The following is a 25,290-nucleotide window of genomic DNA, read 5'->3' as shown; positions in this document are numbered from 1 at the left end:
AAAGATATTAGTCTCCAAGCCTATTTACTCTTTGACTGAAGCTTGATATAATTGCCCCATCTGAGTAAGGAGGAGTGAAAAGAATGTTAGAAACCAGAACGATTGCTATCCAAGATAGGTATGGAGAACGATTTCAGCATTGTTGGGGATGTGGTCCCAAGAATGATTTAGGCTTACATTTAAAAACCTATCCAAGTATAGATGGAAAGAGTTGTATTAGTCGGATAAAGCTTGAAAATGCTTATACTGGTGGAGTTCCATCAAATGTCTTTGGAGGAATGATAGCCACTATTTTTGATTGCCATGGCACGGCCTCAGCAGCTTGGTTTGCCCATCATCAAAAAGGGTTGGAACTGACGGAATCTACTGTGATAGGACGTTTTATTACAGCTCGCTTGGAAATTGATTACCTTAGTCCTAGTCCAATTGAAGATGAAATTGTGGTCACTTCTACTCTGGAGGAATTAGGGGAAAGAAAAGCAATTATTGCTATGGAGATGACAGTGGCTACTAAAGTCCGTGCCAAAGCCAAAATGGTAGCAGTTGCTGTGAAGGATCATATGTAAAACGGAAGATTAGAAGTTTAAGATTTTAAAACTACTTTCAGACGATCGGTTTGAGGGAGGAGAATCTAAAATCACTTTCTGTTTATACTCAATGAAAATCAAAGAGCAAACTAGGAAGCTAGCCGCAGGCTGTACTTGAGTACGGCAAGGCGAAGCTGACGTAGTTTGAATTTGATTTTCGAAGAGTATTACCCTTCTTTCTTGCATTGCTTTCCCAGATATGCTACAGTTATGATAGCGATTACAAATCAAAAGGAGCATGCTATGAAAAATCCAGCTTTGCTAGAAGAAATCAAGACTTATAAAGGAAGGGATGAGGTTCCAGAAGACTTTGATGCTTTTTGGGATGAAGAGGTCAAAAAAGTTTCAGTCCTTCCTACCTACCAGCTGGAGGAAAGAGATTTCCATATTCCTCAAGTCAAGTGTTATGAGCTGACCTTTGAAGGAAGGAATGAAGGCAAGGTCTATGCACGCGTCGTCCTTCCAAAGACTGAGGAGAAGGTTCCGCTAATCTTCCATTTCCATGGATACATGGGGCGTGGTTGGGATTGGGCTGACATGCTGGCCTATACTGTGGCTGGTTACGGCGTTGTTTCTATGGACGTTCGAGGCCAGTCGGGCTATTCACAAGATGGCTTGCGCTCTCCTTTGGGAAATACCGTTAAGGGCCATATCATCCGTGGTGTTGTGGAAGGTCGAGACCAGCTCTTTTATAAGGATGTCTATCTGGATATTTACCAGTTGATCGAAATTGTTGCTAGTCTGCCACAAGTAGATGAGGAAAGACTTTCTAGCTATGGTGCCTCACAAGGAGGAGCTTTAGCTCTGGTTGCAGCAGCGCTCAATCCTCGGATTCAGAGAACAGTTGCCATCTATCCCTTCTTGTCTGACTTTAGAAGAGTGCTTGAGATTGGCAATACCAGTGAAGCCTATGACGAACTTTTCCGTTATTTCAAGTTTCACGATCCCTTCCATGAAACAGAGGAGGAAATTATGGCGACCCTTGCCTATATCGATGTGAAGAACCTTGCCCATCGTATCAAGGGAGAGGTCAAGATGATTACGGGCTTGGATGACGATGTTTGCTATCCCATTACCCAGTTTGCGATATACAACCGTTTGACTTGCGACAAGGCCTATCGCATCATGCCAGAGTATGCTCACGAAGCCATGAATGTTTTTGTAAATGACCAGGTTTATAACTGGCTCTGTGGAAGTGAGATTCCTTTTTCTTATGTAAAAAAATAACTTTGAGAGGGCAGTAGCTCTCTTTTTTGTCACAAAATTCTGAAAGTACTTTCAGAAAATTTAAAATATTAAAATATTCTTGAAATTGAAATCTATTCTGTGGTAACATAGATATAAATATAAGACTTTATTGTATAATAAAGGAAAAGTCACTTATGAAAGGAGGGAGATGGCTACTGGGTGATTAAAGGTATGACCTAGTAGAAAATGAGAGAGGAACGGGAGCTCTCATTTAGTTGTTACTTTCTTGTTAAATCTTGTCTCTCTTAAGAGGCAATAAAAATTTTTAAAGAAAAAAGAAAGCGCTTTATTTTATGAAAAATGAAAGGACAAACATGAATTACAACTCTTTACATCGGAAACAGCGATACGGAATTCGAAAATTTGCAGTCGGTGCGGCATCGGTAGTGATTGGTACAGTAGTATTTGGAGCAAATCCAGTCTTAGCCCAAGAGCAAGCCAATGCAGCAGGGGCCAGTACAGAAACTGTCGAACCTGGTCAAGGATTATCAGAATTGCCAAAAGAAGTGTCCTCGGGAGATCTTGCTCATTTGGATAAGGATTTGGCTGGTAAATTGGCAGCAGCTCAAGACAATGGCGTTGAGGTGGACCAAGATCATTTGAAAAAAAATGAGAGTGCAGAATCAGAAACCCCATCCTCTACGGAAACCCCTGCAGAAGAAGCAAATAAGGAAGAGGAATCAGAGGATCAGGGAGCGCTTCCTCGTGACTATTACTCAAGAGATTTAAAAAATGCTAATCCTGTCCTTGAAAAAGAAGATGTTGAAACCAATGCAGCAAATGGTCAGAGAGTCGATTTATCAAATGAACTAGATAAACTAAAGCAACTAAAAAATGCTACAGTTCACATGGAATTCAAACCGGATGCATCAGCTCCACGCTTTTACAATCTCTTCTCTGTATCCAGTGACACCAAGGAAAATGAGTATTTTACTATGTCGGTCCTTGATAATACAGCTCTTATTGAGGGGCGTGGCGCTAAAGGGGAGCAGTTCTATGATAAGTATACAGATGCTCCTTTGAAAGTTCGCCCTGGACAATGGAATTCCGTGACCTTTACTGTCGAACAACCGACAGCGGAGTTACCTCATGGTCGAGTTCGTCTCTATGTGAACGGTGTCTTATCCCGAACAAGTCTAAAATCTGGTAACTTTATCAAAGATATGCCAGATGTTAATCAAGCTCAACTTGGAGCAACCAAACGGGGCAATAAAACAGTTTGGGCATCAAACCTACAAGTCCGAAACTTAACCGTTTACGATCGTGCTTTAAGCCCAGATGAAGTTCAAACACGGAGTCAACTATTTGAAAGAGGTGATTTGGAGAAGAAACTTCCAGAAGGTGCAAAAATCTCTGAGAAAGAAGACGTCTTTGAAGGCGGAATGCATAACCAACCAAACAAAGATGGTATCAAGAGTTATCGTATTCCAGCTCTGCTCAAGACAGATAAAGGAACTTTAATCGCTGGTGCAGATGAACGCCGTCTCCATTCAAGTGACTGGGGAGATATCGGTATGGTCATCAGACGTAGTGAAGATAATGGTAAAACTTGGGGTGACCGAGTAACCATTACTAACTTACGTGACAATCCAAAAGCTTCTGACCCATCAATCGGTTCACCAGTGAATATCGATATGGTCTTGACCCAGGATCCTGAAACCAAACGGATTTTTGCCGTGTATGACATGTTCCCAGAAGGGAAAGGAATCTTTGGAATGTCTTCTGAAAAAGAAGAAGCCTATAAAGAAATCGATGGCAAAACCTATCAAATCCTCTACCGAGAAGGAGAACGAGAAGCCTATACTATTCGAGAAAATGGTACAGTTTACACTCCAGATGGCAAGGCAACGGAATACCGCGTTGTTGTAGATCCTGTCAAACCAGCTTACAGCGACAAGGGTGATCTATACAAGGGTGACCAGCTACTAGGCAATATCTACTTCACAACAAACAAAACTTCTCCATTTAGAATTGCCAAGGATAGTTATCTATGGATGTCCTACAGTGATGATGACGGGAAGACTTGGTCAGCTCCTCAAGATATTACTCCAATGGTCAAAGCCGATTGGATGAAATTCCTAGGAGTAGGTCCTGGAGTGGGGATTACCCTTCGTACCGGACCACATAAAGGTCGAATCGTCGTTCCTGTCTATACAACTAACCGTACCAACCACCTCAACGGTTCCCAATCATCTCGAATCATCTACTCAGACGACCATGGTAAGACTTGGCATATGGGCGGTGGTGTCAACGACAATCGTACACTTTATGATGGTACAGTGGTTGATTCAAGCACCATGAACAACTATTATGCTCAAAATACAGAGGCTTCTGTTGTTCAGTTGAACAATGGGGATCTCAAACTATTTATGCGTGGTTTGACAGGTGATCTACAGGTTGCAACCAGTCATGATGGTGGTCTAACTTGGGATAATAACGTTGAACGCTACGATGTGCCAGATGTTTATGTTCAAATGGCTGCGACTCATACAGTTCAAAATGGTAAAGAGTATATTCTCTTGGCGAATGCGAACGGTCCAGGTCGTAAAAATGGTTATATTCGAGTGGCTCGTGTTGAAGAAGATGGCCAGTTAACTTGGTTGCACCATCATTTGATTCAGGAAGGAGAATATGCTTATAACTCTCTCCAACAAATTGGACCAGATGAATTTGGACTTTTATATGAGCACCATGCTCCTGGAGGTGTTCCATATACACTTTCCTTCAAGAAATTCAACTGGGATTTCTTGACCAAGGAAAGAATTTCTCCTAAAGAAGCAAAAGTAAAATATGCTATTCAAAAATGGCCAGGTATTATTGCCATGGAGTTTGATTCGGAAGTATTGGTAAATAAGGCTCCGACCCTTCAGTTGGCAAATGGTAAAACAGCAACCTTCATGACCCAGTACGATACAAAAACTCTCTTATTTACAGTGGATCCAGAAGATATGGGTCAAAGGATTACAGGTCTAGCTGAGGGTGCAATTGAAAGTATGCACAATTTACCAGTCTCTTTAGCTGGATCTAAATTAAGCGATGGTATTAATGGTAGTGAAGCTGCTATCCATGAGGTTCCGGAGTACACAGGTGGTGTCAATGCTGAGGAAACAGCAGTTCATGAAGTTCCGGAGTATACAGGTCCTTTGGCAACAGTGGGTGAAGAAGCGGCTCCAACGGTTGAAAAACCTGAATTTACAGGTGGTGTTAATGCTGAGGAAGCCCCAGTGGCAGAAATCCCAGAGTACACAGGTCCTTTGGCAACAGTAGGCGAAGAAGCAGCTCCAACGGTTGAAAAACCTGAATTTACAGGTGGGGTCAACGCTGTTGAAGCGGCAGTCCATGAACTGCCAGAGTTTAAAGGTGGCGTTAATGCGGTTCTAGCTGCATCTAACGAGCTTCCTGAATATACTGGAGGCGCTAACTTTGTCTTAGCAGCTTCAAATGACCTACCAGAGTACGTAGGTGGCGTCAATGGCGCTGAGGCGGCAATCCATGAACTTCCAGAGTATAAGGGAGAAATCAAACCAGTCTTAGCGGCTGCAAGTGACAAACTATCTCTAGGAAAAGATGTTACCTATCAAGCTCCAGCAGTTAAACAAACGGGTCTACCAAATACTGGAAGCAAGGAAACAAGCTCACTGATTTCCCTTGGTCTTGCAGGTATTCTTTTATCCTTGTTTGCATTTGGCAAGAAGAGAAAAGAATCGTAAGTAAAAGTATTTGAATAAGTCTCAGAAGAGATAGCAGGTTTTTCAGCCTGCTATCTTTCTTTATTACATTCAGGTTGATTCGAAATCATAAGAAGTCTGAAACTACTTTCAGGATAGTCTGTTCTATAAAATAGTTTTGAAACTGAAATCTATTCTATCACAATCTATTGAAAGCGCTTAACAAATGATATATAATAAGCCCATAGAAGAAAGAAAGGGAGGAAAGAGGATGCCACAGATCAGCAAAGAAGCCTTGATTGAACAGATCAAAGATGGAATCATTGTCTCTTGCCAGGCACTTCCTCACGAACCGCTTTATACAGAAGCGGGAGGGGTTATCCCCTTGCTAGTCAAAGCGGCTGAGCAAGGTGGAGCAGTCGGTATCCGAGCAAACAGTGTTCGTGATATCAAGGAGATCAAGGAGGTTACGAAACTACCGATTATCGGGATCATCAAACGTGACTATCCACCACAGGAGCCATTCATTACAGCGACTATGAAAGAAGTTGATGAGTTGGCTGAACTAGACATTGAGGTTATTGCTCTGGATTGTACCAAACGTGAACGTTACGACGGTTTGGAAATTCAGGACTTCATCCGACAAGTCAAAGAAAAGTATCCAGATCAACTCTTAATGGCTGATACTAGCACTTTTGAAGAAGGAATAGAAGCAGTCGAAGCAGGGATTGATTTTGTGGGAACAACCCTATCAGGTTACACTTCTTATAGTCCAAAAGTAGATGGTCCAGACTTTGAACTAATCAAAAAACTTTGTGAAGCAGGAGTGGATGTCATCGCTGAAGGGAAAATTCATACACCAGAACAAGCCAAACAAATCCTTGAATATGGGGTACGAGGCATCGTTGTTGGTGGAGCAATTACTAGACCAAAAGAGATTACGGAGCGCTTTGTTGCCGGTCTTAAATAACACAATCTCAAAACAGAGGAGAGTGGTTGATGCGTCGGAGAAAATGAAAACGTATACAAATATAAACTTGCTCATTATCCAATATGGATACGCTTATCAATTAGGAGAATACAAATGAAATTTAGAAAACTAGCTTGTACAGTACTTGCAGGTGCTGCGATTCTTGGCCTTGCTGCTTGTGGTAACTCTGGTGGAAGTAAAGATGCTGCAAATTCTGGTAGCGATAGCGGAAAAACAGAAATCACTTGGTGGGCATTCCCAGTCTTCACACAAGAAAAAACTGGTGACGGTGTTGGAACTTATGAAAAATCAATCATCGAAGCTTTTGAAAAAGCAAATCCAGATGTAAAAGTGAAATTGGAAACCATCGACTTTAAGTCAGGTCCAGAAAAGATCACAACAGCTATCGAAGCAGGAACAGCGCCAGACGTACTCTTTGACGCACCAGGACGTATCATCCAATACGGTAAAAATGGTAAATTGGCTGAGTTGAACGACCTCTTCACAGACGAATTCGTCAAAGATGTTAATAACGAAAACATCGTACAAGCAAGTAAGGCTGGAGACAAAGCTTACATGTATCCAATCAGTTCAGCTCCATTCTACATGGCTATGAACAAGAAAATGTTGGAAGATGCTGGAGTTGCAAACCTTGTAAAAGAAGGTTGGACAACTGATGACTTTGAAAAAGTTTTGAAAGCGCTTAAAGATAAAGGCTATACACCAGGTTCATTGTTCAGTTCTGGTCAAGGGGGAGACCAAGGAACACGTGCCTTCATCGCAAACCTTTATGGCGGTTCTGTAACAGACAAAGACGTAACCAAATATACAACAGACGATCCTAAATTCGTCAAAGGTCTTGAAAAAGCTGCTAGCTGGATCAAAGACGGTTTGTTGAACAATGGTTCACAATTTGACGGTGGAGCTGACATCCAAAACTTTGCTAACGGTCAAACTTCATACACAATCCTTTGGGCACCAGCTCAAAACGGTATCCAAGCGAAACTCTTGGAAGCAAGTAAGGTAGATGTGGTAGAAGTACCATTCCCATCAGACTCTGGTAAACCATCTCTTGAATACCTTGTAAACGGATTTGCAGTATTCAACAACAAAGACGATAAGAAAATCGCAGCTGCTAAGAAATTCGTTCAATTCATCGCTGACGACAAAGAATGGGGTCCTAAAGACGTTGTTCGTACAGGTGCCTTCCCAGTTCGTACTTCATTTGGCAAACTTTATGAAGACAAACGTATGGAAACAATCAGTGGTTGGACTAAATACTACTCACCTTACTACAACACAATTGACGGTTTTGCTGAAATGAGAACACTTTGGTTCCCAATGTTGCAATCTGTATCTAATGGTGACGAAAAACCAGCGGATGCTTTGAAAACCTTCACTGAAAAAGCTAACGAAACAATCAAAAAAGCTACAAAACAATAAGCACTAAGTCAGATTGATTCCCCCTTTTCCCTGTGCACTAAGGTGTAAGAAAAGGGGGACTTTTATTTGAAATGGTAGGAACTGTCACGAAATTAAAATGAAGTTCTTACATAAGCGAATCTTAAAAAATTTCATTTTGATTTTAAAACAGTTTAAGAAAATCAAAAAATATTCTATTTGAAAGAGAGGTGCCGACTGTGAAAGTCAATAAAATTCGCATGCGGGAAACAGTGATTTCCTATGCTTTCCTAGCACCAGTATTATTCTTCTTTGTGATCTTTGTCTTGGCTCCTATGATTATGGGATTCATTACAAGTTTCTTTAACTACTCCATGACGAAATTTGAGTTTGTAGGCTTGGACAACTACATTCGTATGTTTAAAGATCCTGTCTTTACCAAGTCTTTGATCAATACCGTTATCCTGGTTATTGGATCTGTTCCGATTGTAGTTCTCTTCTCGCTCTTTGTAGCATCTCAAACCTATCATCAAAATGCCATTGCCCGTTCTTTCTATCGTTTCGTCTTCTTCCTACCAGTTGTAACAGGTAGTGTTGCCGTAACGGTTGTATGGAAATGGATCTATGACCCCCTATCAGGGATTCTAAACTTTGTCCTTAAGTCAAGTCATATCATCAGCCAAAACATTTCTTGGTTGGGTGATAAAAACTGGGCCTTGCTAGCGATTATGATCATCCTTTTGACAACATCTGTTGGTCAACCGATTATCCTTTATATCGCTGCCATGGGGAATATTGACAACTCACTTGTTGAAGCAGCGCGTGTTGATGGTGCGACTGAATTTCAAGTCTTCTGGAAAATCAAATGGCCTAGCCTTCTTCCAACAACTCTTTACATCGCAATTATTACGACTATCAACTCATTCCAATGTTTCGCCTTGATTCAGCTCTTGACATCTGGTGGTCCAAACTACTCTACAAGTACTCTCATGTACTACCTTTACGAAAAAGCCTTCCAATTGACAGAATACGGCTATGCAAACACTATCGGTGTCTTCTTGGCAATTATGATTGCGATCGTAAGTTTTGTTCAATTTAAAGTACTTGGAAACGACGTAGAATACTAAAGAAAGGAGACAGCTATGCAATCTACACAAAAGAAACCCTTAACAGCTTTCACTGTTATTTCAACGATTATCTTGCTCTTGTTGACCGTGCTGTTCATCTTTCCATTCTACTGGATTTTGACAGGGGCCTTCAAATCACAACCGGATACCATTATGATCCCACCACAATGGTTCCCTAAAGCTCCAACAATGGAAAACTTCCAACAACTCATGGTGCAAAACCCTGCCATGCAGTGGATGTGGAACTCTGTATTTATTTCATTGGTAACTATGTTCTTGGTTTGTGCAACCTCTTCTCTAGCAGGTTACGTACTAGCTAAAAAACGTTTCTATGGTCAGCGTATTCTCTTTGCAGTCTTTATCGCTGCCATGGCTCTTCCAAAACAAGTTGTCCTTGTACCATTGGTACGTATCGTCAACTTCATGGGAATTCACGATACTCTTTGGGCAGTTATCCTGCCTTTGATTGGATGGCCATTCGGGGTCTTCCTCATGAAACAGTTCAGTGAAAATATTCCAACAGAATTGCTTGAATCAGCTAAAATCGACGGTTGTGGTGAAATTCGTACTTTCTGGAGCGTAGCCTTCCCTATTGTGAAGCCAGGATTTGCAGCCCTTGCAATCTTTACCTTCATCAATACTTGGAACGACTACTTCATGCAGTTGGTTATGTTGACTTCACGTCAAAACTTGACCATCTCACTCGGGGTTGCGACCATGCAGGCCGAAATGGCAACCAACTATGGTTTGATCATGGCTGGTGCAGCTCTTGCAGCCGTACCAATCGTAACAGTCTTCCTTGTCTTCCAAAAATCCTTCACTCAGGGTATCACTATGGGAGCTGTTAAAGGATAATACTCTGCGAAAATCGAATTCAGACAATGTCAGCATCACCTTGCCATACTTAAGTATTGCCTGCGGTTAGCTTCCTAGTTTGTTCTTCGATTTTCATTGAGTATAAGAGAATACAGAGTTATAAGTGTCTACAAAATGTTGGGTATTTGTATGCCATAGAGATTTTGTCAGACACTTATGAACTTAAGAATGAACTCTTTTCATGATACTAGTTAGAGTAGGTTCGTTTTATGGTATCTATTTCCCGCTTTAGTGGTATCTAAGATAAGCAACTTACGCTTTATCTTAGACGGAATTTTTGAGACTGACGATGAAAGAGCAACAGGCTCAAAAATTAGGAATGAAATTCCTAAGGAATTTGCTTCCGTCCGCACTATTACAGGGAAATAGAAAAAGGAACATTCGGAACTGAAAAACAGTAACTATCAGAAACGAAGGAAACAGTATGATTTTTGACGATTTGAAAAACATCGCCTTTTACAAGGGTATACATCCCAATCTAGACAAGGCTATCGACTATCTCTATCAGCACCGTAAGGATTCTTTCGAACTCGGTAAGTATGAGATTGACGGGGACAAGGTCTTTCTAGTTGTGCAGGAAAATGTCCTCAATCAAGCTGAAAATGATCAGTTTGAGCACCATAAACACTATGCAGATTTGCATTTACTGGTAGAAGGACATGAATATTCGAGCTACGGTTCACGTATCAAAGACGAAGCGGTAGCATTCGATGAAGCGAGTGACATTGGTTTTGTCCATTGTCATGAACGCTACCCACTCTTGTTGGGTTATCACAATTTTGCGATTTTCTTCCCAGGAGAACCGCACCAGCCAAATGGCTATGCAGGTATGGAAGAGAAGGTTCGCAAATATCTCTTTAAAATTTTGATTGATTAAAAGAATCAGGAGGAGCAAACATGGCACAAAAAGGAGTAAGCCTGATCAAGGCAGCATTTGATACAGATAATTTTCTCATGCGTTTCAGTGAGAAGGTCTTGGATATCGTGACAGCCAATCTTCTTTTTGTTGTCTCTTGTTTGCCTATCGTGACGATTGGAGTGGCAAAAATCAGTCTCTATGAGACTATGTTTGAGATTAAGAGAAGCAGACGGGTACCAGTCTTTAGAACTTATATAAGGGCCTTCAAGCAAAATCTGAAACTGGGTTTCCAGTTAGGTTTGCTAGAGTTGGGCATTGTTTTGCTGAGTCTTTTAGACCTCTATCTTTTTTGGGGCCAGACAGCTTTACCTTTCCAGATTGTGAAAGCTATTTGTTTGGGGATTCTCATCTTCCTCACTCTTGTGATGTTGGCTAGTTATCCCATCGCTGCGCGCTATGATTTGTCTTGGAAAGAAGTGCTGCAAAAAGGGCTTATCTTGGCAAGTTTTAACTTTCCGTGGTTCTTCCTCATGTTAGCCATTCTCTTTCTCATTGTGATGGTTCTTTATCTATCCGCCTTCACTCTCCTATTGGGTGGATCAGCTTTTATCCTCTTTGGTTTTGGTTTGCTAGTCTTTCTCCAAGCAGGTTTGATGGAGAAAATCTTCGCCAAATACCAGTAGGATGAGGTGTTTCTGAAACTACTTTCAATCGTTACAGTTTCTAAAATACAAGTAGAAACTAAAATCTAAGTGTATACAAGATATTGAAAGCGATTTTCACAAGGTGTATACTAAACTTGTAAAAAATAGAACTGCTCTCAGCAGAAAAAAGAAATCTTAGGAGAAAATCTATGTCAGATTTGAAAAAATATGAAGGTGTCATTCCAGCCTTCTACGCATGTTATGATGATCAAGGAGAAGTCAGTCCAGAGCGTACGCGCGTCTTGGTTCAATACTTCATTGATAAGGGAGTTCAAGGCCTCTATGTCAACGGTTCTTCTGGTGAATGTATCTACCAAAGTGTAGAGGACCGCAAGTTGATTTTAGAAGAAGTCATGGCAGTTGCTAAGGGTAAATTGACTATCATCGCTCACGTAGCTTGCAACAATACTAAAGACAGTATGGAACTTGCTCGCCATGCGGAAAGCTTGGGAGTAGATGCCATTGCAACGATTCCACCGATTTACTTCCGTTTGCCTGAGTACTCAGTTGCTAAATACTGGAATGACATTAGTGCTGCAGCACCAAACACAGACTATGTGATCTACAACATTCCTCAACTAGCAGGAGTTGCTTTGACCCCAAGTCTTTACACTGAAATGTTGAAGAATCCTCGTGTTATCGGTGTTAAGAACTCTTCTATGCCAGTTCAAGATATCCAAACCTTTGTCAGCCTTGGAGGAGAAGACCGTATCGTCTTTAACGGTCCAGATGAACAGTTCCTAGGAGGACGCCTCATGGGTGCTAAAGCTGGTATCGGTGGTACTTATGGTGCTATGCCAGAACTCTTCTTGAAACTTAATGAGTTGATTGCTGAGAAAGACTTGGAAACAGCTCGTGAATTGCAATACGCTATCAATGCAATCATTGGTAAATTGACTGCTGCACATGGAAATATGTACGGTGTCATCAAAGAAGTTTTGAAGATCAATGAAGGTTTGAACATTGGTTCAGTTCGTTCACCATTGACACCAGTAACCGAAGAAGATCGCCCAGTTGTAGAAGCAGCAGCGCAATTGATTCGTGAAACCAAGGAGCGCTTCCTCTAATCCATAAGGAGGTATTTATGACACACTACGTTGCAATTGATATTGGCGGAACCAACATCAAATATGGTTTGATTGACCAAGAAGGCCAACTTGTTGAATCGCATGAAATGCCAACTGAGGCGCATAAGGGTGGACCTCATATCTTACAAAAGACCAAAGATATCGTAGCTAGTTATTTAGAAAAAAGCCCAGTAGCAGGTGTTGCTATCTCTTCTGCAGGAATGGTGGATCCTGACAAGGGTGAGATTTTCTATGCTGGCCCGCAAATCCCTAACTATGCAGGAACCCAGTTCAAGAAGGAAATCGAGACTAGCTTTGCGATTCCTTGCGAAATTGAAAATGATGTCAACTGCGCAGGTCTTGCTGAGGCAGTATCTGGTTCTGGAAAGGGAGCGAGTGTGACACTCTGCTTGACCATTGGAACAGGTATCGGTGGTTGCTTGATTATGGATGGGAAAGTTTTCCATGGATATAGCAATTCTGCCTGTGAGGTGGGTTATATGCATATGCAGGATGGGGCTTTCCAAGATTTGGCTTCTACGACATCCTTGGTAGAGTATGTAGCAGCAGCTCATGGAGATCCAGTTGATCAGTGGAATGGGCGACGCATTTTCAAGGAAGCTACTGAAGGAAACAAAATCTGTATGGCTGGCATTGACCGCATGGTAGATTATCTTGGAAAAGGTTTGGCAAATATTTGCTACGTTGCCAATCCAGAAGTAGTCATTCTCGGTGGCGGTATCATGGGACAAGAGGCTATCCTCAAACCAAAGATCCGCACAGCCTTGAAGGCAGCCTTGGTACCAAGTCTAGCTGAAAAGACACGATTAGAATTTGCCCATCACCAAAATACAGCAGGTATGTTGGGAGCTTATTATCATTTTATACTCAATGAAAATCAAAGAGCAAAGTAGGAAGCAAGCCGTAGGCAGTACTTGAGTACGGCAAGGTGAAGCTGACGTGGTTTGAATTTGATTTTCGAAGAGCATCAAAACAAAACAATCCTAGTTTGGAACTATAGAATTAAGAAGAACACTTAATCACTAGTCGAGTGAAAAATGTTCTGCTTAATTCTTTTTTTGATGATAGAAAAACTGTCCAGTATATGAAAACTAGCGGAAAGACAAATATGAATTACAAAAAAAGTAGGATAGGAGGAGAATTCCTACCATCGAAAAATATATGAGAGGAGATAGCTCTAGAAGACGGTACAAGCACTCTACTTTGTTTCTAAATACTAAACCCAAGCCAAGAAGAAAAAAGTGATATAATGGGATGGATGAGAAATTGATAAAATAGAAGTTGTAGCGGTGAGAAAAATGTAATGGCAGCTCATCCAACTTAAATCGAATAGTATAACATTACGAGGAGATTATCAGATGAACAATTATATAAAATGTAATCAAGATAGATGGAATAATGTAAAAAATGATTATACTGAGCCGTTGACACATGAAGAATTAGAAGAAGCTAGAAAGCATCCAATTTCTGTTGCCTTAACTGTTGGGAAAAAAGTGCCCACAGAATGGTTTGAAAAAGCCAAGGGAAAAAAGATATTAGGGTTAGCTTGTGGTGGTGGACAGCAGGGTCCCGTTTTTGCTACAAAAGGTTATGATGTCACCATTATGGATTTTTCTAAATCACAATTAGAAAGAGATGAGTTGGTTGCTAAAAGAGAAGGTTTAAAAATCACTACCGTTCAAGGTGATCTGACAAAACCATTCCCATTTGAAGATGAAATCTTTGATATTATTTTTAATCCGGTTTCAAATGTATACATAGAGGATTTAGAGAACATGTATAAAGAAGCCTCTCGCGTATTGAAAAAGGGTGGACTCTTAATGGTCGGATTTATGAATCCTCGGATATACATGTATGATGCTGACATTGTATGGGACAAACCCAATGATGAATTACTGATACAGTTTTCACTACCTTTTAATTCAAGAGAGCTTGAAGCGGAAGGCAAAATAACCATAGATCCAGAGTATGGCTATGAATTTAGTCATACCTTAGAAACTCAGATTAGAGGACAACTGAAGAATGGTCTCGCTATGATCGATTTTTATGAATCATGTGATAAAAGAAATAGATTATCGCGTTATGGAAATGACTATATAGCTACACTTTGCATTAAACTATAATGTTAAAGAACATACTTCAGGAGAGTAGCTCGTTTCATTTTCCTGAAGGGTTAAAATCTAAATCCCAGTTTGTCGAAGTAAAACAATTAAATAAAATTAGAGAAAGGAAGTAAAAACAGATAGCCGATACTTCCTTTTTGTTGTCAAAAATTCAAAAACGGAAAGGAGACTTTATAGAAAAGTTGAAAAACATAGATAAAAAGCATTGGTGCAAAGAGACAGATAGGAAAGACCACCTATGAGCCTATTATCATTTTATACTCAATGAAAATCAAAGAGCAAAGTAGGAAGCGAGCCGTAGGTTGCTGAAAGCACAGCTTCGAGGTTGCAGATAAAACTGACGAAGTCAGTTACATACGTACGGCAAGGTGAAGCTGACGTGGTTTGAAGAGATTTTCGAAGAGTATTAAAACAAAACAATCCTAGTTTGGTTGGACCAAACTAGGATTTTCTAGCGCGTTTTTGTCTACGATAGCCGTTGAGTTTTTTATTTTCCCAATAGCTATTAAAGATTTTTTCTTTGCTCTCACGATTGATTTCTAAAAAGTAGGCATAAATCAAATCTGTTAAAAAGAGCATAGGGAGTTGAGCGGAAATACGCTGGATGTAAGAAGATTGGCTATGACTTGCGACTAGGACTGTTTCGGTGTAGGCCTGACAGTCTTTGCTAGGAGAACTGGTAAAGAGAATAGTCTTGGCCCCCATATCCTTGGCATCAAGCAAACTATCTAGAACGGATTGGGTAGTGCCAGACAGGGAAAAACCTAGGACCAAACAGTTTTCATCCATGATACTGGTCGTCCAAGCAAAGCCATCCTGATCGGTCAAAGCTTCACAGACAACACCTAGACGCATAAAGCGCAGTTTCATCTCACGGGCAATCAGACCAGAACTTCCCGTCCCAAAAAAGTAAACCCGTTCCGCATCATCGATTAGCTGGGCAACTCGTTCAAGCTGCGCTTCATCAATCAAATCCTGCGTGTGTTCTCGCATGATGCTGTAGCTTCGCAAAACACGTTTGGTCAAGGGACTGTGTTTGTGTGAATGGATGTCCTGTTTACTAGCTTGGTGTTGGTATTGAAAAACAAATTCTCGGTAGCCTGTAAAACCACACTTTTTGGCAAAGCGAGTCAGAGCTGCTTGGGAGATATGTAATTTTTGGGTAACTTGCTGAGAAGAAAGATCATCTTGGATCGTATCAGACTGCAAAAAATAGCGAGCGATTTCTTGCTCGAGCTCAGTTAATTCTTCAAAATGGAGGTCGATTATGGTTGCGATATCTGGCTTGTTCATGAGGCTCCTTTTTATGAGTCAAAGTCTTAAAAGTTGACGCTTCCTTAACTATTACTATCATTATATCATAGAAGGTAGGATAACCAAATAAAAAGGCGCTTTGGATGAAATCTCAAAAAAGAGATAGACTTTTCCAAGAGTTTCTCCATAAAATATGGTACAATGAAAAGTACTGGTCTTCGGTCAAATCCTAGCAATTTTTAGCTGAAATTTATCCGGAAGATCTGCAATTTTCTAGAAAAGAGTCTTAGTTGTATGAGAAAATTCAATAGCCATTCGATTCCGATTCGGCTTAATTTACTGTTTGCGATTGTCATTCTGCTCTTTATGGCCATTATTGGTCGATTGTTATACATGCAGGTACTGAATAAAGACTTCTATGAGGCAAAGTTGGCATCAGCCAGCCAGACTAGGGTGACAACCAGTTCGGCTCGTGGCCAAATCTACGATGCAACAGGCAAACCCTTGGTAGAAAACACACTCAAGCAAGTTGTTTCTTTCACACGAAACAATAAGATGACGGCAGCAGAGTTAAAGGAGACGGCTAAAAAACTGCTGACGTATGTGAATGTCACTTCCCCTGAACTCACAGACCGTCAGATTGCGGACTACTACTTGGCGGACCAGGATATTTACAAAAAAACAGTCGAATCCTTACCAAGCGACAAACGCCTGGATTCAGATGGAAATCGCTTATCAGAAGCGACCCTCTATAATAATGCGGTTGAAAGTATCAACGTGAGTCAACTCAATTATACAGATGAGCAAAAAAAGGAAATCTATCTGTTTAGCCAGCTCAATGCAGTTGGAAATTTCGCAACTGGAACCATTTCAACAGATGCCTTGGATGATACGCAAGTTGCACTTGTAGCTTCTGCGTCCAAGGAATTACCGGGCATTAGCATTTCAACCTCATGGGACCGAAAAGTACTGGACACTTCTTTATCGTCTATCGTCGGTAGTGTTTCCAGTGAAAAGTCAGGTCTTCCAGCAGAGGAAGTTGACGCTTATCTCAAGAAAGGATACTCTCTCAATGACCGAGTGGGGACTTCCTATCTTGAAAAGCAATATGAAGACGTCCTTCAAGGCAAACGCTCCGTCAAGGAAATCCACCTCGACAAGCACGGAAATATGGAAAGTGTGGAAAATGTCGAAGAAGGAAGCAAAGGAAACAATATCAAGTTAACGATTGACCTAGCTTTCCAGAATAGTGTGGATGACCTACTCAAGAGCTACTTCAACTCAGAGTTGGGTAACGGTGGAGCCAAATATTCTGAAGGAGTCTACGCTGTAGCCCTCAATCCTAAAACCGGTGCAGTTCTGGCGATGTCAGGTGTCAAGCATGATGTCGAATCCGGGAAATTAAGTTCAGATTCGCTTGGAACGATAACCAATGTCTTTGTACCAGGATCTGTTGTTAAAGCAGCGACCATCAGCTCTGGTTGGGAAAATGGAGTCTTGTCAGGCAATCAAACCTTGACAGACCAGCCGATTGTTTTCCAAGGTTCGGCCCCTATCAATTCATGGTACACCTTGTCCTATGGCTCTTTCCCGATCACAGCAGTTGAGGCTCTAGAGTACTCTTCTAATACCTACATGGTTCAAACCGCGCTAGGAATCATGGGACAGACCTACACGCCAAACATGGTGGCTGCAACGGGACAGTTAGAGACTGCAATGGGCAAATTGCGATCAACCTTTGGGGAATACGGACTCGGAGCTTCAACAGGGATTGACCTCCCAGATGAATCCACAGGATTCACGCCAAAAGAATTTGATTTGGGGAACTATATCAATAATTCCTTTGGTCAGTTTGATAACTACACACCGATGCAGTTAGCCCAGTATGTCGCAACCATTGCAAACAATGGTGTGCGTTTAGCTCCTCACATCGTTGAAGGAATCTATGGCAACAATGACCAAGGTGGCTTAGGCAGTCTAGTTCAGGAAACAGCTGCCAAGGAAATGAACAAGGTCAATATCTCAGAAGCCGATATGGCTATCTTGCACCAAGGTTTCTATCAAGTTTCGCATGGAACGAGTGCCCTTACGACAGGTCGTGCCTTTTCAAATGGCGCAGCCGTATCCATCAGTGGGAAAACGGGTACTGCCGAAAGTTACGTTAATGGCGGTCAAAAAGCTAATAACACCAATGCCGTCGCCTATGCACCGTCGGATAATCCCCAAATTGCGGTCGCAGTCGTCTTTCCTCATAACACCAATCTAACAAACGGTGTTGGACCTTCCATTGCGCGCGACATTATCAACCTTTATAACCAACACCATCCAATGAATTAGAAAGGAACTTATGCTGTATCCAACACCTATTGCCAAGCTGATTGATAGCTATTCCAAGCTTCCGGGTATCGGGATCAAAACGGCTACCCGCCTCGCCTTCTATACCATTGGAATGTCTGATGACGATGTCAATGAATTTGCCAAGAATCTCCTATCTGCCAAGCGGGAATTAACCTATTGTTCCATCTGTGGCCGTTTGACCGATGATGATCCTTGCTCGATCTGTACGGATCCGACTCGAGACCAGACAACCATCTTAGTGCTAGAAGATAGTCGCGATGTGGCTGCTATGGAAAACATCCAAGAATACCACGGACTCTATCATGTCTTGCATGGACTCATTTCTCCGATGAATGGCATTAGCCCAGATGATATCAATCTCAAGAGTCTCATGACTCGTCTCATGGATAACGAGGTTTCAGAGGTTATTGTGGCAACCAATGCTACGGCAGATGGGGAAGCGACCTCTATGTATCTCTCTCGTCTCCTCAAGCCAGCTGGTATTAAGGTCACTCGCCTGGCACGAGGCCTGGCCGTGGGGGCAGATATCGAATATGCGGATGAAGTCACACTCTTACGAGCCATTGAAAATCGGACAGAGTTGTAAGTTTGGACAAATTTACGAACTTCAATTCATTTAGTTAAAAACCAAGGAGACCGAATTTGATGTTAACGGTCTCTTTTTATCTCTCTGAAATTCTAGTACCATGTTCAAGTTTCAAAAAAGAAGCAAATATGATATACTAAAGAACGAGTATTCTATTAGAATTAGGACAAGCAATATGAAACAAACGATTATTCTTTTATACGGTGGACGAAGTGCAGAGCGTGAAGTCTCTGTCCTTTCAGCTGAGAGTGTGATGCGTGCGGTCAACTACGATCGTTTCACAGTCAAGACTTTCTTTATCAGTCAGTCAGGTGACTTTATCAAAACGCAAGAATTTAGCCAGACTCCAGGTCAAGAGGATCGTCTTATGACCAATGCGACCATTGACTGGGACAAGAAAATCGCGCCAAGTGCTATCTACGAAGAAGGCGCTGTGGTTTTTCCAGTTTTGCATGGTCCGATGGGAGAAGACGGTTCTGTTCAAGGATTTTTAGAAGTTTTGAAAATGCCTTATGTCGGTTGCAATATCTTGTCATCCAGCCTTGCCATGGATAAAATCACAACCAAGCGTGTGTTAGAATCTGTTGGGATTGCTCAAGTTCCTTATGTGGCTATCGTCGAAGGGGATGATGTGACTGCTAAAATCGCTGAAGTTGAAGAAAAATTGACTTATCCAGTCTTCACTAAGCCGTCAAACATGGGTTCAAGTGTCGGTATTTCTAAGTCTGAAAACCATGAGGAACTCCGTCAAGCTTTGGAACTTGCCTTCCAATATGACAGCCGTGTCTTGGTAGAACAAGGGGTGAATGCGCGTGAAATTGAGGTTGGTCTCTTAGGTAACTATGATGTTAAGAGCACTTTGCCAGGTGAAGTGGTCAAGGATGTTGCCTTCTATGACTACGATGCCAAATATATCGATAACAAGATTACCATGGACATCCCAGCCAAGATTAGTGATGATGTAGTAGCTGTCATGCGTCATAATGCAGAAACTGCCTTCCGTGCGATCGGTGGCCTCGGTCTGTCTCGTTGTGATTTCTTCTATACAGATAAGGGCGAGATTTTCCTAAACGAGCTTAACACCATGCCAGGTTTTACCCAGTGGTCTATGTATCCACTACTTTGGGACAATATGGGAATCAGCTACCCAGACCTAATCGAGCGTTTGGTTGACCTTGCCAAGGAAAGCTTTGACAAGCGCGAAGCCCATTTGCTATAAAAATGAAAGAGAGGGTAGGAGTTAGAACCATCACTGTTAGGTGAGTCGAGTTCGTGGACTTCACCCCTTTTTAAAGGAGTAGAAATGAAATTAACAATTCATGAAGTGGCACAAGCTGTTGGGGCTAAAAATGATGTCAGCATCTTTGAGGACACCCAGATAGAAAAAGCTGAGTTTGATAGTCGCTTGATTGCGAAGGGAGATTTGTTTGTTCCGCTCAAGGGAGCGCGTGACGGTCATGACTTTATCGAAACAGCTTTTGAAAATGGTGCAGTTGTAACCTTGACTGAGAAAGAGGTTGCAAATCATCCCTACATTCTAGTAGACGACGTGCTGTCTGCCTTTCAAGCCCTCGCAGCCTACTATCTTGAAAAAACGGCTGTTAATGTCTTTGCTGTTACGGGTTCAAATGGTAAGACAACGACCAAGGATATGCTGGCGCATTTACTGTCAACAAGATACAAGACCTACAAAACACAAGGCAACTACAATAACGAGATCGGGCTTCCTTATACAGTTCTTCATATGCCTGATGATACTGAAAAGTTGGTCTTGGAGATGGGGCAGGATCACTTGGGAGATATCCATCTCTTGTCTGAATTAGCTCACCCCAAGACAGCCATCGTGACCTTGGTTGGAGAGGCTCATTTGGCCTTTTTCAAAGACCGTTCGGAAATCGCTAAAGGGAAAATGCAAATTGCAGACGGTATGGCTTCAGGTTCTTTGCTTTTGGCACCAGCAGACCCGATTGTAGAGGCCTACTTGCCAGCTGATAAAAAGGTGGTTCGTTTTGGGCAAGGAGCAGAGCTGGAAATCACCGACTTGATTGAGCGCAAGGACAGTCTGACCTTTAATGCTAATTTCTTGGAACAAGACCTTGATTTGCCAGTGACTGGCAAGTACAATGCAACCAATGCTATGATTGCTGCTTATGTGGCTCTACAAGAAGGAGTTTCAGAGGAACAAATTCGTTTAGCCTTCCAAAATCTTGAATTGACGCGTAACCGTACCGAGTGGAAGAAAGCAGCCAATGGAGCAGATATTCTGTCTGACGTATACAATGCCAATCCAACTGCTATGAAGTTGATTTTGGAGACTTTTTCGGCTATTCCAGCCAACAAAGGAGGCAAGAAAATCGCTGTCTTGGCAGACATGAAGGAACTCGGCGACCAGTCAGTCCAACTCCATAACCAGATGATTTTAAGCCTATCGCCAGATGTGCTGGATACCGTTATTTTCTACGGAGAAGATATTGCGGAATTAAGCCAGCTGGCTAGTCAAATGTTTCCAATCGGCCACGTTTTCTACTTCAAGAAAACAGCTGACGAGGACCAATTTGAAGACCTAGTCAAGCAGGTTAAGGAAAGCCTCGGTGCCAATGACCAAATCTTGCTCAAAGGCTCTAACTCCATGAATCTAGCCAAGTTGGTAGAAAGCCTAATGTAGTTTAGTGATTTCCATATGAAACTGTAGATTTCAAATCAGTGCATTTCTACAATACAAATGATATAATAGGTTGCGAATTTAAGACGCAAGTATTCTATGCATGGCATGGAATCAAGTTTTTCAAAAAATTTAAAAGCTGGGGAAAGTGAATTTTTTACTGCCTCTAGCTAGATGAACGAGGAATAGAATATGAATTTGTGGGATAAATTATTTACCACACAGATATCAGAACCGCCCCAGTTTGAACTCCACTGGTACATTGGTTTGTTAAGTTTACTGGCTCTTACTTTCTATGCTTCTTATCGTTTTCGCGATAAAGTGGCTTACCAGCGTTTTATTCAGATCCTTCAGTCTGTTCAACTGATTGTTCTGTATAGCTGGTATTGTGGCAATCTCATGCCTCTGTCAGAAAGTTTGCCCTTCTATCATTGCCGTATCGCCATGTTTGTGATGCTCTTGATTCCAGGGACATCCAAGTACAAACAGTACTTTGCCCTTTTAGGAACTTTTGGAGCAACAGCAGCACTGGCTTACCCACTCTTTGATCCTTACCCATTTCCACACGTGACCATTTTGTCCTTCATTATCGGACATGTTGCCCTTTTAGGAAATGCGCTCCTATACTTGTTTAGGAACTATCAACCTTCTCTTCTTGATTTGAAGAATGTGGCGGTGATTACCTTTGCCTTAAATGGCTTGATATGGGTTGTCAACTTAGTTGTAGGTGGGGATTATGGCTTTTTAAACAAACCACCACTTGTTGGAAGTTTCGGCCAGCCCTTAAATTATCTCATTGTTTCGACTGTTATCGTGATAGCAATTCGCTTAACAGGGAAATTAGTAGAAAATTTTTTACAACAAAAATCAGAAGAATTTATTCAAGAGAAGATCTAAAATGATCTTCTCTTTTTTGGATTTTTAAGAAACAAAAAGGAAATTGTGAACGTTAACTTCAAATAATCTCTTAGAAGAAGAATTTTTCTAGAATTTTCTCAAAAAACATGCAGGAATTTTATCAAAAACTAAGCACGATTGGATTTTTTGTGTTATAATATTCTTTGAATAGCTATGCCCAAACATAGTTATTAAATAGAAGTGAGAAACTTGGAAGACAGAGAGGATGCGATGTAATGACTAGAGATGGTTTTTTTACAGGCTTAGATATCGGAACTAGCTCGATTAAAGTGCTAGTAGCTGAGCATAGAGATGGCGAAGTAAATGTAATTGGTGTAAGTAACGCCAAAAGTAAAGGTGTCAAAGACGGAATTATTGTTGATATTGAAGCAGCTGCTTCAGCGATCAAATCCGCAATCACACAGGCAGAAGAGAAAGCTGGTATTTCTATTAAGTCTGTTAACGTTGGACTTCCAGCAAACCTCTTGCAGGTCGAACCAACACAAGGAATGATTCCTGTTACTTCAGATACCAAAGAAATCACAGACCAGGATGTTGAGAATGTTGTCAAATCAGCTTTGACAAAGAGCATGACCCCTGATCGTGAAGTGATTACCTTTATTCCAGAAGAATTCATCGTGGATGGATTCCAAGGCATCCGTGACCCTCGTGGTATGATGGGTGTCCGTTTGGAAATGCGTGGTCTGCTTTACACAGGACCTCGTACAATTCTACACAATCTCCGCAAGACAGTGGAGCGTGTAGGTATCCATGTTGACAATGTGATTATCTCACCATTGGCAATCGTAAACTCAGTTCTCAATGAAGGTGAACGTGAATTTGGTGCGACTGTCATCGATATGGGTGGAGGTCAAACTACTGTAGCGACTATCCGTAACCAGGAATTGCAATTCACCAACATCTACCAAGAAGGTGGAGATTACGTTACAAAAGACATTTCTAAAGTCTTGAAAACATCTCAAAAAATTGCTGAAAGTTTGAAACTGAACTATGGTGAAGCTTATGTTCCACTAGCAAGTAACGAAACTTTCCAAGTTGAAGTAATTGGTGAAGTAGAGCCTGTTGAAGTGACAGAAAGCTACTTGGCAGAAATTATTTCAGCACGCATCAAACATATCTTTGACCAAATCAAACAAGAGTTGGAAAGAAGACACTTGTTAGATTTGCCAGGTGGTATCGTCCTTATCGGTGGAAATGCAATTTTGCCAGGAATTGTTGAATTAGCCCAAGAAGTATTTGGTGTTCGAGTAAAACTTCACGTACCAAACCAAGTGGGAATTCGCAACCCTGCATTTGCTCATGTGATTAGTTTGTCTGAGTTTGCTGGTAAATTGACAGAAGTGAATCTTCTTGCTCAAAAAGCGGTTAAAGGAGATGAATTTCTTCGTCAAAAACCAATCAACTTTGGTATTCCAAATCAACGTTTGAATCCAGTAGCGCAACCAAGTCCAACACAAGCAGCTCCAGCTGAAACTGTGACGGAAGCTCCAGTTGCTCCTAAGGAAGAATTCCAAGCAAGTTCTCAAAGTAAACCGAAGCTAACAGAACGTTTCCGTGGTTTGATCGGAAGCATGTTTGATGAATAAAAGAGGATAAGAAATTATGACATTTTCATTTGATACAGCAGCAGCTCAAGGCGCAATTATTAAAGTAATTGGTGTCGGTGGCGGTGGTGGTAATGCCATCAACCGCATGGTTGACGAAGGTGTTGCTGGTGTAGAATTTATCGCAGCCAACACTGATGTACAAGCTCTTAGCAGTACGAAAGCAGAAACAGTTATCCAACTTGGTCCAAAATTGACTCGTGGTTTGGGTGCTGGAGGTCGTCCAGAAGTTGGACGTAAGGCTGCAGAAGAAAGCGAAGAAGCTCTGACTGAAGCAATCAGCGGTGCAGACATGGTCTTCATCACTGCTGGTATGGGTGGAGGATCTGGAACAGGTGCTGCCCCAGTGATCGCACGTATTGCTAAAGATCTTGGTGCCCTTACAGTTGGTGTTGTGACTCGTCCTTTCGGATTTGAAGGAAGCAAACGTGGTCAGTACGCTGTAGAAGGAATCAACGAACTTCGCGAGCATGTTGATACTTTGTTGATTATCTCAAACAACAACTTGCTAGAGATTGTTGACAAGAAAACGCCACTTCTTGAAGCACTTAGTGAAGCAGATAACGTTCTTCGCCAAGGTGTTCAAGGAATTACAGACTTGATTACTAACCCAGGATTGATTAACCTTGACTTTGCTGACGTGAAAACTGTAATGGCAAACAAAGGAAATGCCCTTATGGGTATCGGTATTGGTAGTGGTGAAGAGCGTGTCGTCGAAGCGGCTCGTAAAGCGATTTACTCACCACTTCTTGAAACAACTATTGACGGTGCTGAAGATGTCATCGTTAACGTTACGGGTGGTCTTGACTTGACTTTGATTGAAGCGGAAGAAGCTTCAGAAATCGTCAACCAAGCAGCTGGTCAAGGAGTGAACATCTGGCTTGGAACATCAATCGACGAAAGCATGAAGGATGAAATCCGTGTAACCGTTGTAGCTACAGGTGTTCGTCAAGATCGAGTTGAAAAAGTAGTTGGTTCTCATGCGCCATACACAACAGGTCGTCCATCAGCTAAAACTCCACAGTCTCATACTTTTGACCGTCAATTCGATTTGGAGGAAACAGCAGAATTGCCTAAATCAAGTCCACGTCGCTTTGAAACGAACCAAGCTTCTGCTTTTGGAGACTGGGACTTGCGTCGTGAGTCTATTGTTCGCCAAACAGATTCAGTAGTTTCTCCGGTAGAACGTTTTGAGACACCAGTTTCACAGGATGAGGATGAGTTGGATACTCCACCATTCTTCAAAAATCGTTAATC

General features: G+C 41.7%; 20 protein-coding genes. 19 read left to right on the top strand and 1 reads right to left on the bottom strand.

Annotation, left to right across the window (positions count from 1 at the left end):
* Window positions 1–83 precede the first annotated feature (83 nt).
* The 12 genes from HMPREF8571_RS09255 (at window position 84) to HMPREF8571_RS09200 (ending at window position 14,651) form a co-directional block, all read left to right on the top strand.
* Window positions 84–566, top strand: a complete 483-nt coding sequence (locus tag HMPREF8571_RS09255; RefSeq protein ID WP_000894824.1) for an acyl-CoA thioesterase — start codon at window positions 84–86, stop codon at window positions 564–566.
* 264 nt (window positions 567–830) lie between these two features.
* Window positions 831–1,814 carry an acetylxylan esterase gene (locus HMPREF8571_RS09250; RefSeq protein WP_000795100.1) on the top strand — a complete coding sequence of 328 codons (984 nt, stop codon included), beginning with the start codon at window positions 831–833 and terminating at the stop codon, window positions 1,812–1,814.
* Window positions 1,815–2,149: 335 nt separating this feature from the next.
* On the top strand, window positions 2,150–5,545 hold the full coding sequence (locus tag HMPREF8571_RS09245; RefSeq protein ID WP_001108828.1) for an SIALI-17 repeat-containing surface protein: 3,396 nt from the start codon (window positions 2,150–2,152) through the stop codon (window positions 5,543–5,545).
* A 229-nt stretch (window positions 5,546–5,774) separates the two neighbouring features.
* Window positions 5,775–6,473, top strand: a complete 699-nt coding sequence (locus HMPREF8571_RS09240) for an N-acetylmannosamine-6-phosphate 2-epimerase (protein WP_001135643.1) — start codon at window positions 5,775–5,777, stop codon at window positions 6,471–6,473.
* A gap of 114 nt (window positions 6,474–6,587) precedes the next feature.
* Window positions 6,588–7,916, top strand: a complete 1,329-nt coding sequence (locus HMPREF8571_RS09235; protein ID WP_000672101.1) for an ABC transporter substrate-binding protein — start codon at window positions 6,588–6,590, stop codon at window positions 7,914–7,916.
* A gap of 218 nt (window positions 7,917–8,134) precedes the next feature.
* On the top strand, window positions 8,135–9,001 hold the full coding sequence (locus HMPREF8571_RS09230) for a carbohydrate ABC transporter permease (protein ID WP_001209416.1): 867 nt from the start codon (window positions 8,135–8,137) through the stop codon (window positions 8,999–9,001).
* Window positions 9,002–9,016: 15 nt separating this feature from the next.
* Window positions 9,017–9,856, top strand: a complete 840-nt coding sequence (locus HMPREF8571_RS09225; RefSeq protein WP_001192118.1) for a carbohydrate ABC transporter permease — start codon at window positions 9,017–9,019, stop codon at window positions 9,854–9,856.
* A 445-nt stretch (window positions 9,857–10,301) separates the two neighbouring features.
* Entirely contained in the window at window positions 10,302–10,754 is a 453-nt protein-coding gene (locus HMPREF8571_RS09220; RefSeq protein ID WP_000575428.1) for a YhcH/YjgK/YiaL family protein, read from the top strand.
* 20 nt (window positions 10,755–10,774) lie between these two features.
* Window positions 10,775–11,419 carry a YesL family protein gene (locus HMPREF8571_RS09215; RefSeq protein ID WP_000057481.1) on the top strand — a complete coding sequence of 215 codons (645 nt, stop codon included), beginning with the start codon at window positions 10,775–10,777 and terminating at the stop codon, window positions 11,417–11,419.
* 170 nt (window positions 11,420–11,589) lie between these two features.
* Window positions 11,590–12,507 (top strand): dihydrodipicolinate synthase family protein, encoded by a 918-nt coding sequence (locus HMPREF8571_RS09210; RefSeq protein ID WP_001281518.1) that lies wholly within the window; start codon window positions 11,590–11,592, stop codon window positions 12,505–12,507.
* Window positions 12,508–12,524: 17 nt separating this feature from the next.
* The gene (locus HMPREF8571_RS09205; RefSeq protein ID WP_000150259.1) at window positions 12,525–13,421 is read left to right on the top strand and encodes an ROK family protein; all 897 of its coding nucleotides are present in this window, start codon (window positions 12,525–12,527) and stop codon (window positions 13,419–13,421) included.
* Between the two features lie 465 nt (window positions 13,422–13,886).
* Window positions 13,887–14,651: a class I SAM-dependent methyltransferase gene (locus tag HMPREF8571_RS09200; protein WP_001067283.1), complete on the top strand. Its 765-nt coding sequence runs from the start codon at window positions 13,887–13,889 to the stop codon at window positions 14,649–14,651.
* Window positions 14,652–15,092: 441 nt separating this feature from the next.
* Here HMPREF8571_RS09200 and HMPREF8571_RS09195 read toward each other — a convergent pair whose 3' ends face one another.
* Window positions 15,093–15,944, bottom strand: a complete 852-nt coding sequence (locus HMPREF8571_RS09195; RefSeq protein WP_001039487.1) for a MurR/RpiR family transcriptional regulator — start codon at window positions 15,942–15,944, stop codon at window positions 15,093–15,095.
* Between the two features lie 255 nt (window positions 15,945–16,199).
* On the opposite strand from HMPREF8571_RS09195, the gene pbp2b reads away from it, so the two are divergent.
* The 7 genes from pbp2b to ftsZ all read left to right on the top strand — a co-directional run bounded on the left by pbp2b (window position 16,200) and on the right by ftsZ (window position 25,288).
* Entirely contained in the window at window positions 16,200–18,242 is a 2,043-nt protein-coding gene (gene pbp2b, locus HMPREF8571_RS09190; RefSeq protein ID WP_001224834.1) for a penicillin-binding protein PBP2B, read from the top strand.
* Between the two features lie 10 nt (window positions 18,243–18,252).
* Window positions 18,253–18,849, top strand: coding sequence for a recombination mediator RecR (gene recR, locus HMPREF8571_RS09185; RefSeq protein WP_000966752.1), 597 nt, complete (start codon window positions 18,253–18,255; stop codon window positions 18,847–18,849).
* A 175-nt stretch (window positions 18,850–19,024) separates the two neighbouring features.
* The gene (locus HMPREF8571_RS09180) at window positions 19,025–20,068 is read left to right on the top strand and encodes a D-alanine--D-alanine ligase (protein WP_000814660.1); all 1,044 of its coding nucleotides are present in this window, start codon (window positions 19,025–19,027) and stop codon (window positions 20,066–20,068) included.
* A gap of 84 nt (window positions 20,069–20,152) precedes the next feature.
* Window positions 20,153–21,514 carry a UDP-N-acetylmuramoyl-tripeptide--D-alanyl-D-alanine ligase gene (locus tag HMPREF8571_RS09175; RefSeq protein ID WP_000778724.1) on the top strand — a complete coding sequence of 454 codons (1,362 nt, stop codon included), beginning with the start codon at window positions 20,153–20,155 and terminating at the stop codon, window positions 21,512–21,514.
* A gap of 189 nt (window positions 21,515–21,703) precedes the next feature.
* Window positions 21,704–22,408, top strand: coding sequence for a TIGR02206 family membrane protein (locus tag HMPREF8571_RS09170; RefSeq protein ID WP_001055271.1), 705 nt, complete (start codon window positions 21,704–21,706; stop codon window positions 22,406–22,408).
* A 236-nt stretch (window positions 22,409–22,644) separates the two neighbouring features.
* On the top strand, window positions 22,645–24,015 hold the full coding sequence (ftsA, locus tag HMPREF8571_RS09165) for a cell division protein FtsA (protein WP_000196343.1): 1,371 nt from the start codon (window positions 22,645–22,647) through the stop codon (window positions 24,013–24,015).
* Window positions 24,016–24,031: 16 nt separating this feature from the next.
* Window positions 24,032–25,288 (top strand): cell division protein FtsZ, encoded by a 1,257-nt coding sequence (gene ftsZ / locus HMPREF8571_RS09160; protein ID WP_000144251.1) that lies wholly within the window; start codon window positions 24,032–24,034, stop codon window positions 25,286–25,288.
* Window positions 25,289–25,290 lie beyond the last annotated feature (2 nt).

Source organism: Streptococcus mitis ATCC 6249 (assembly GCF_000146585.1).
Taxonomy (GTDB): Bacteria; Bacillota; Bacilli; order Lactobacillales; family Streptococcaceae; genus Streptococcus; species Streptococcus mitis_AZ.
This window is presented reverse-complemented; position numbering and strand designations above follow the sequence as displayed.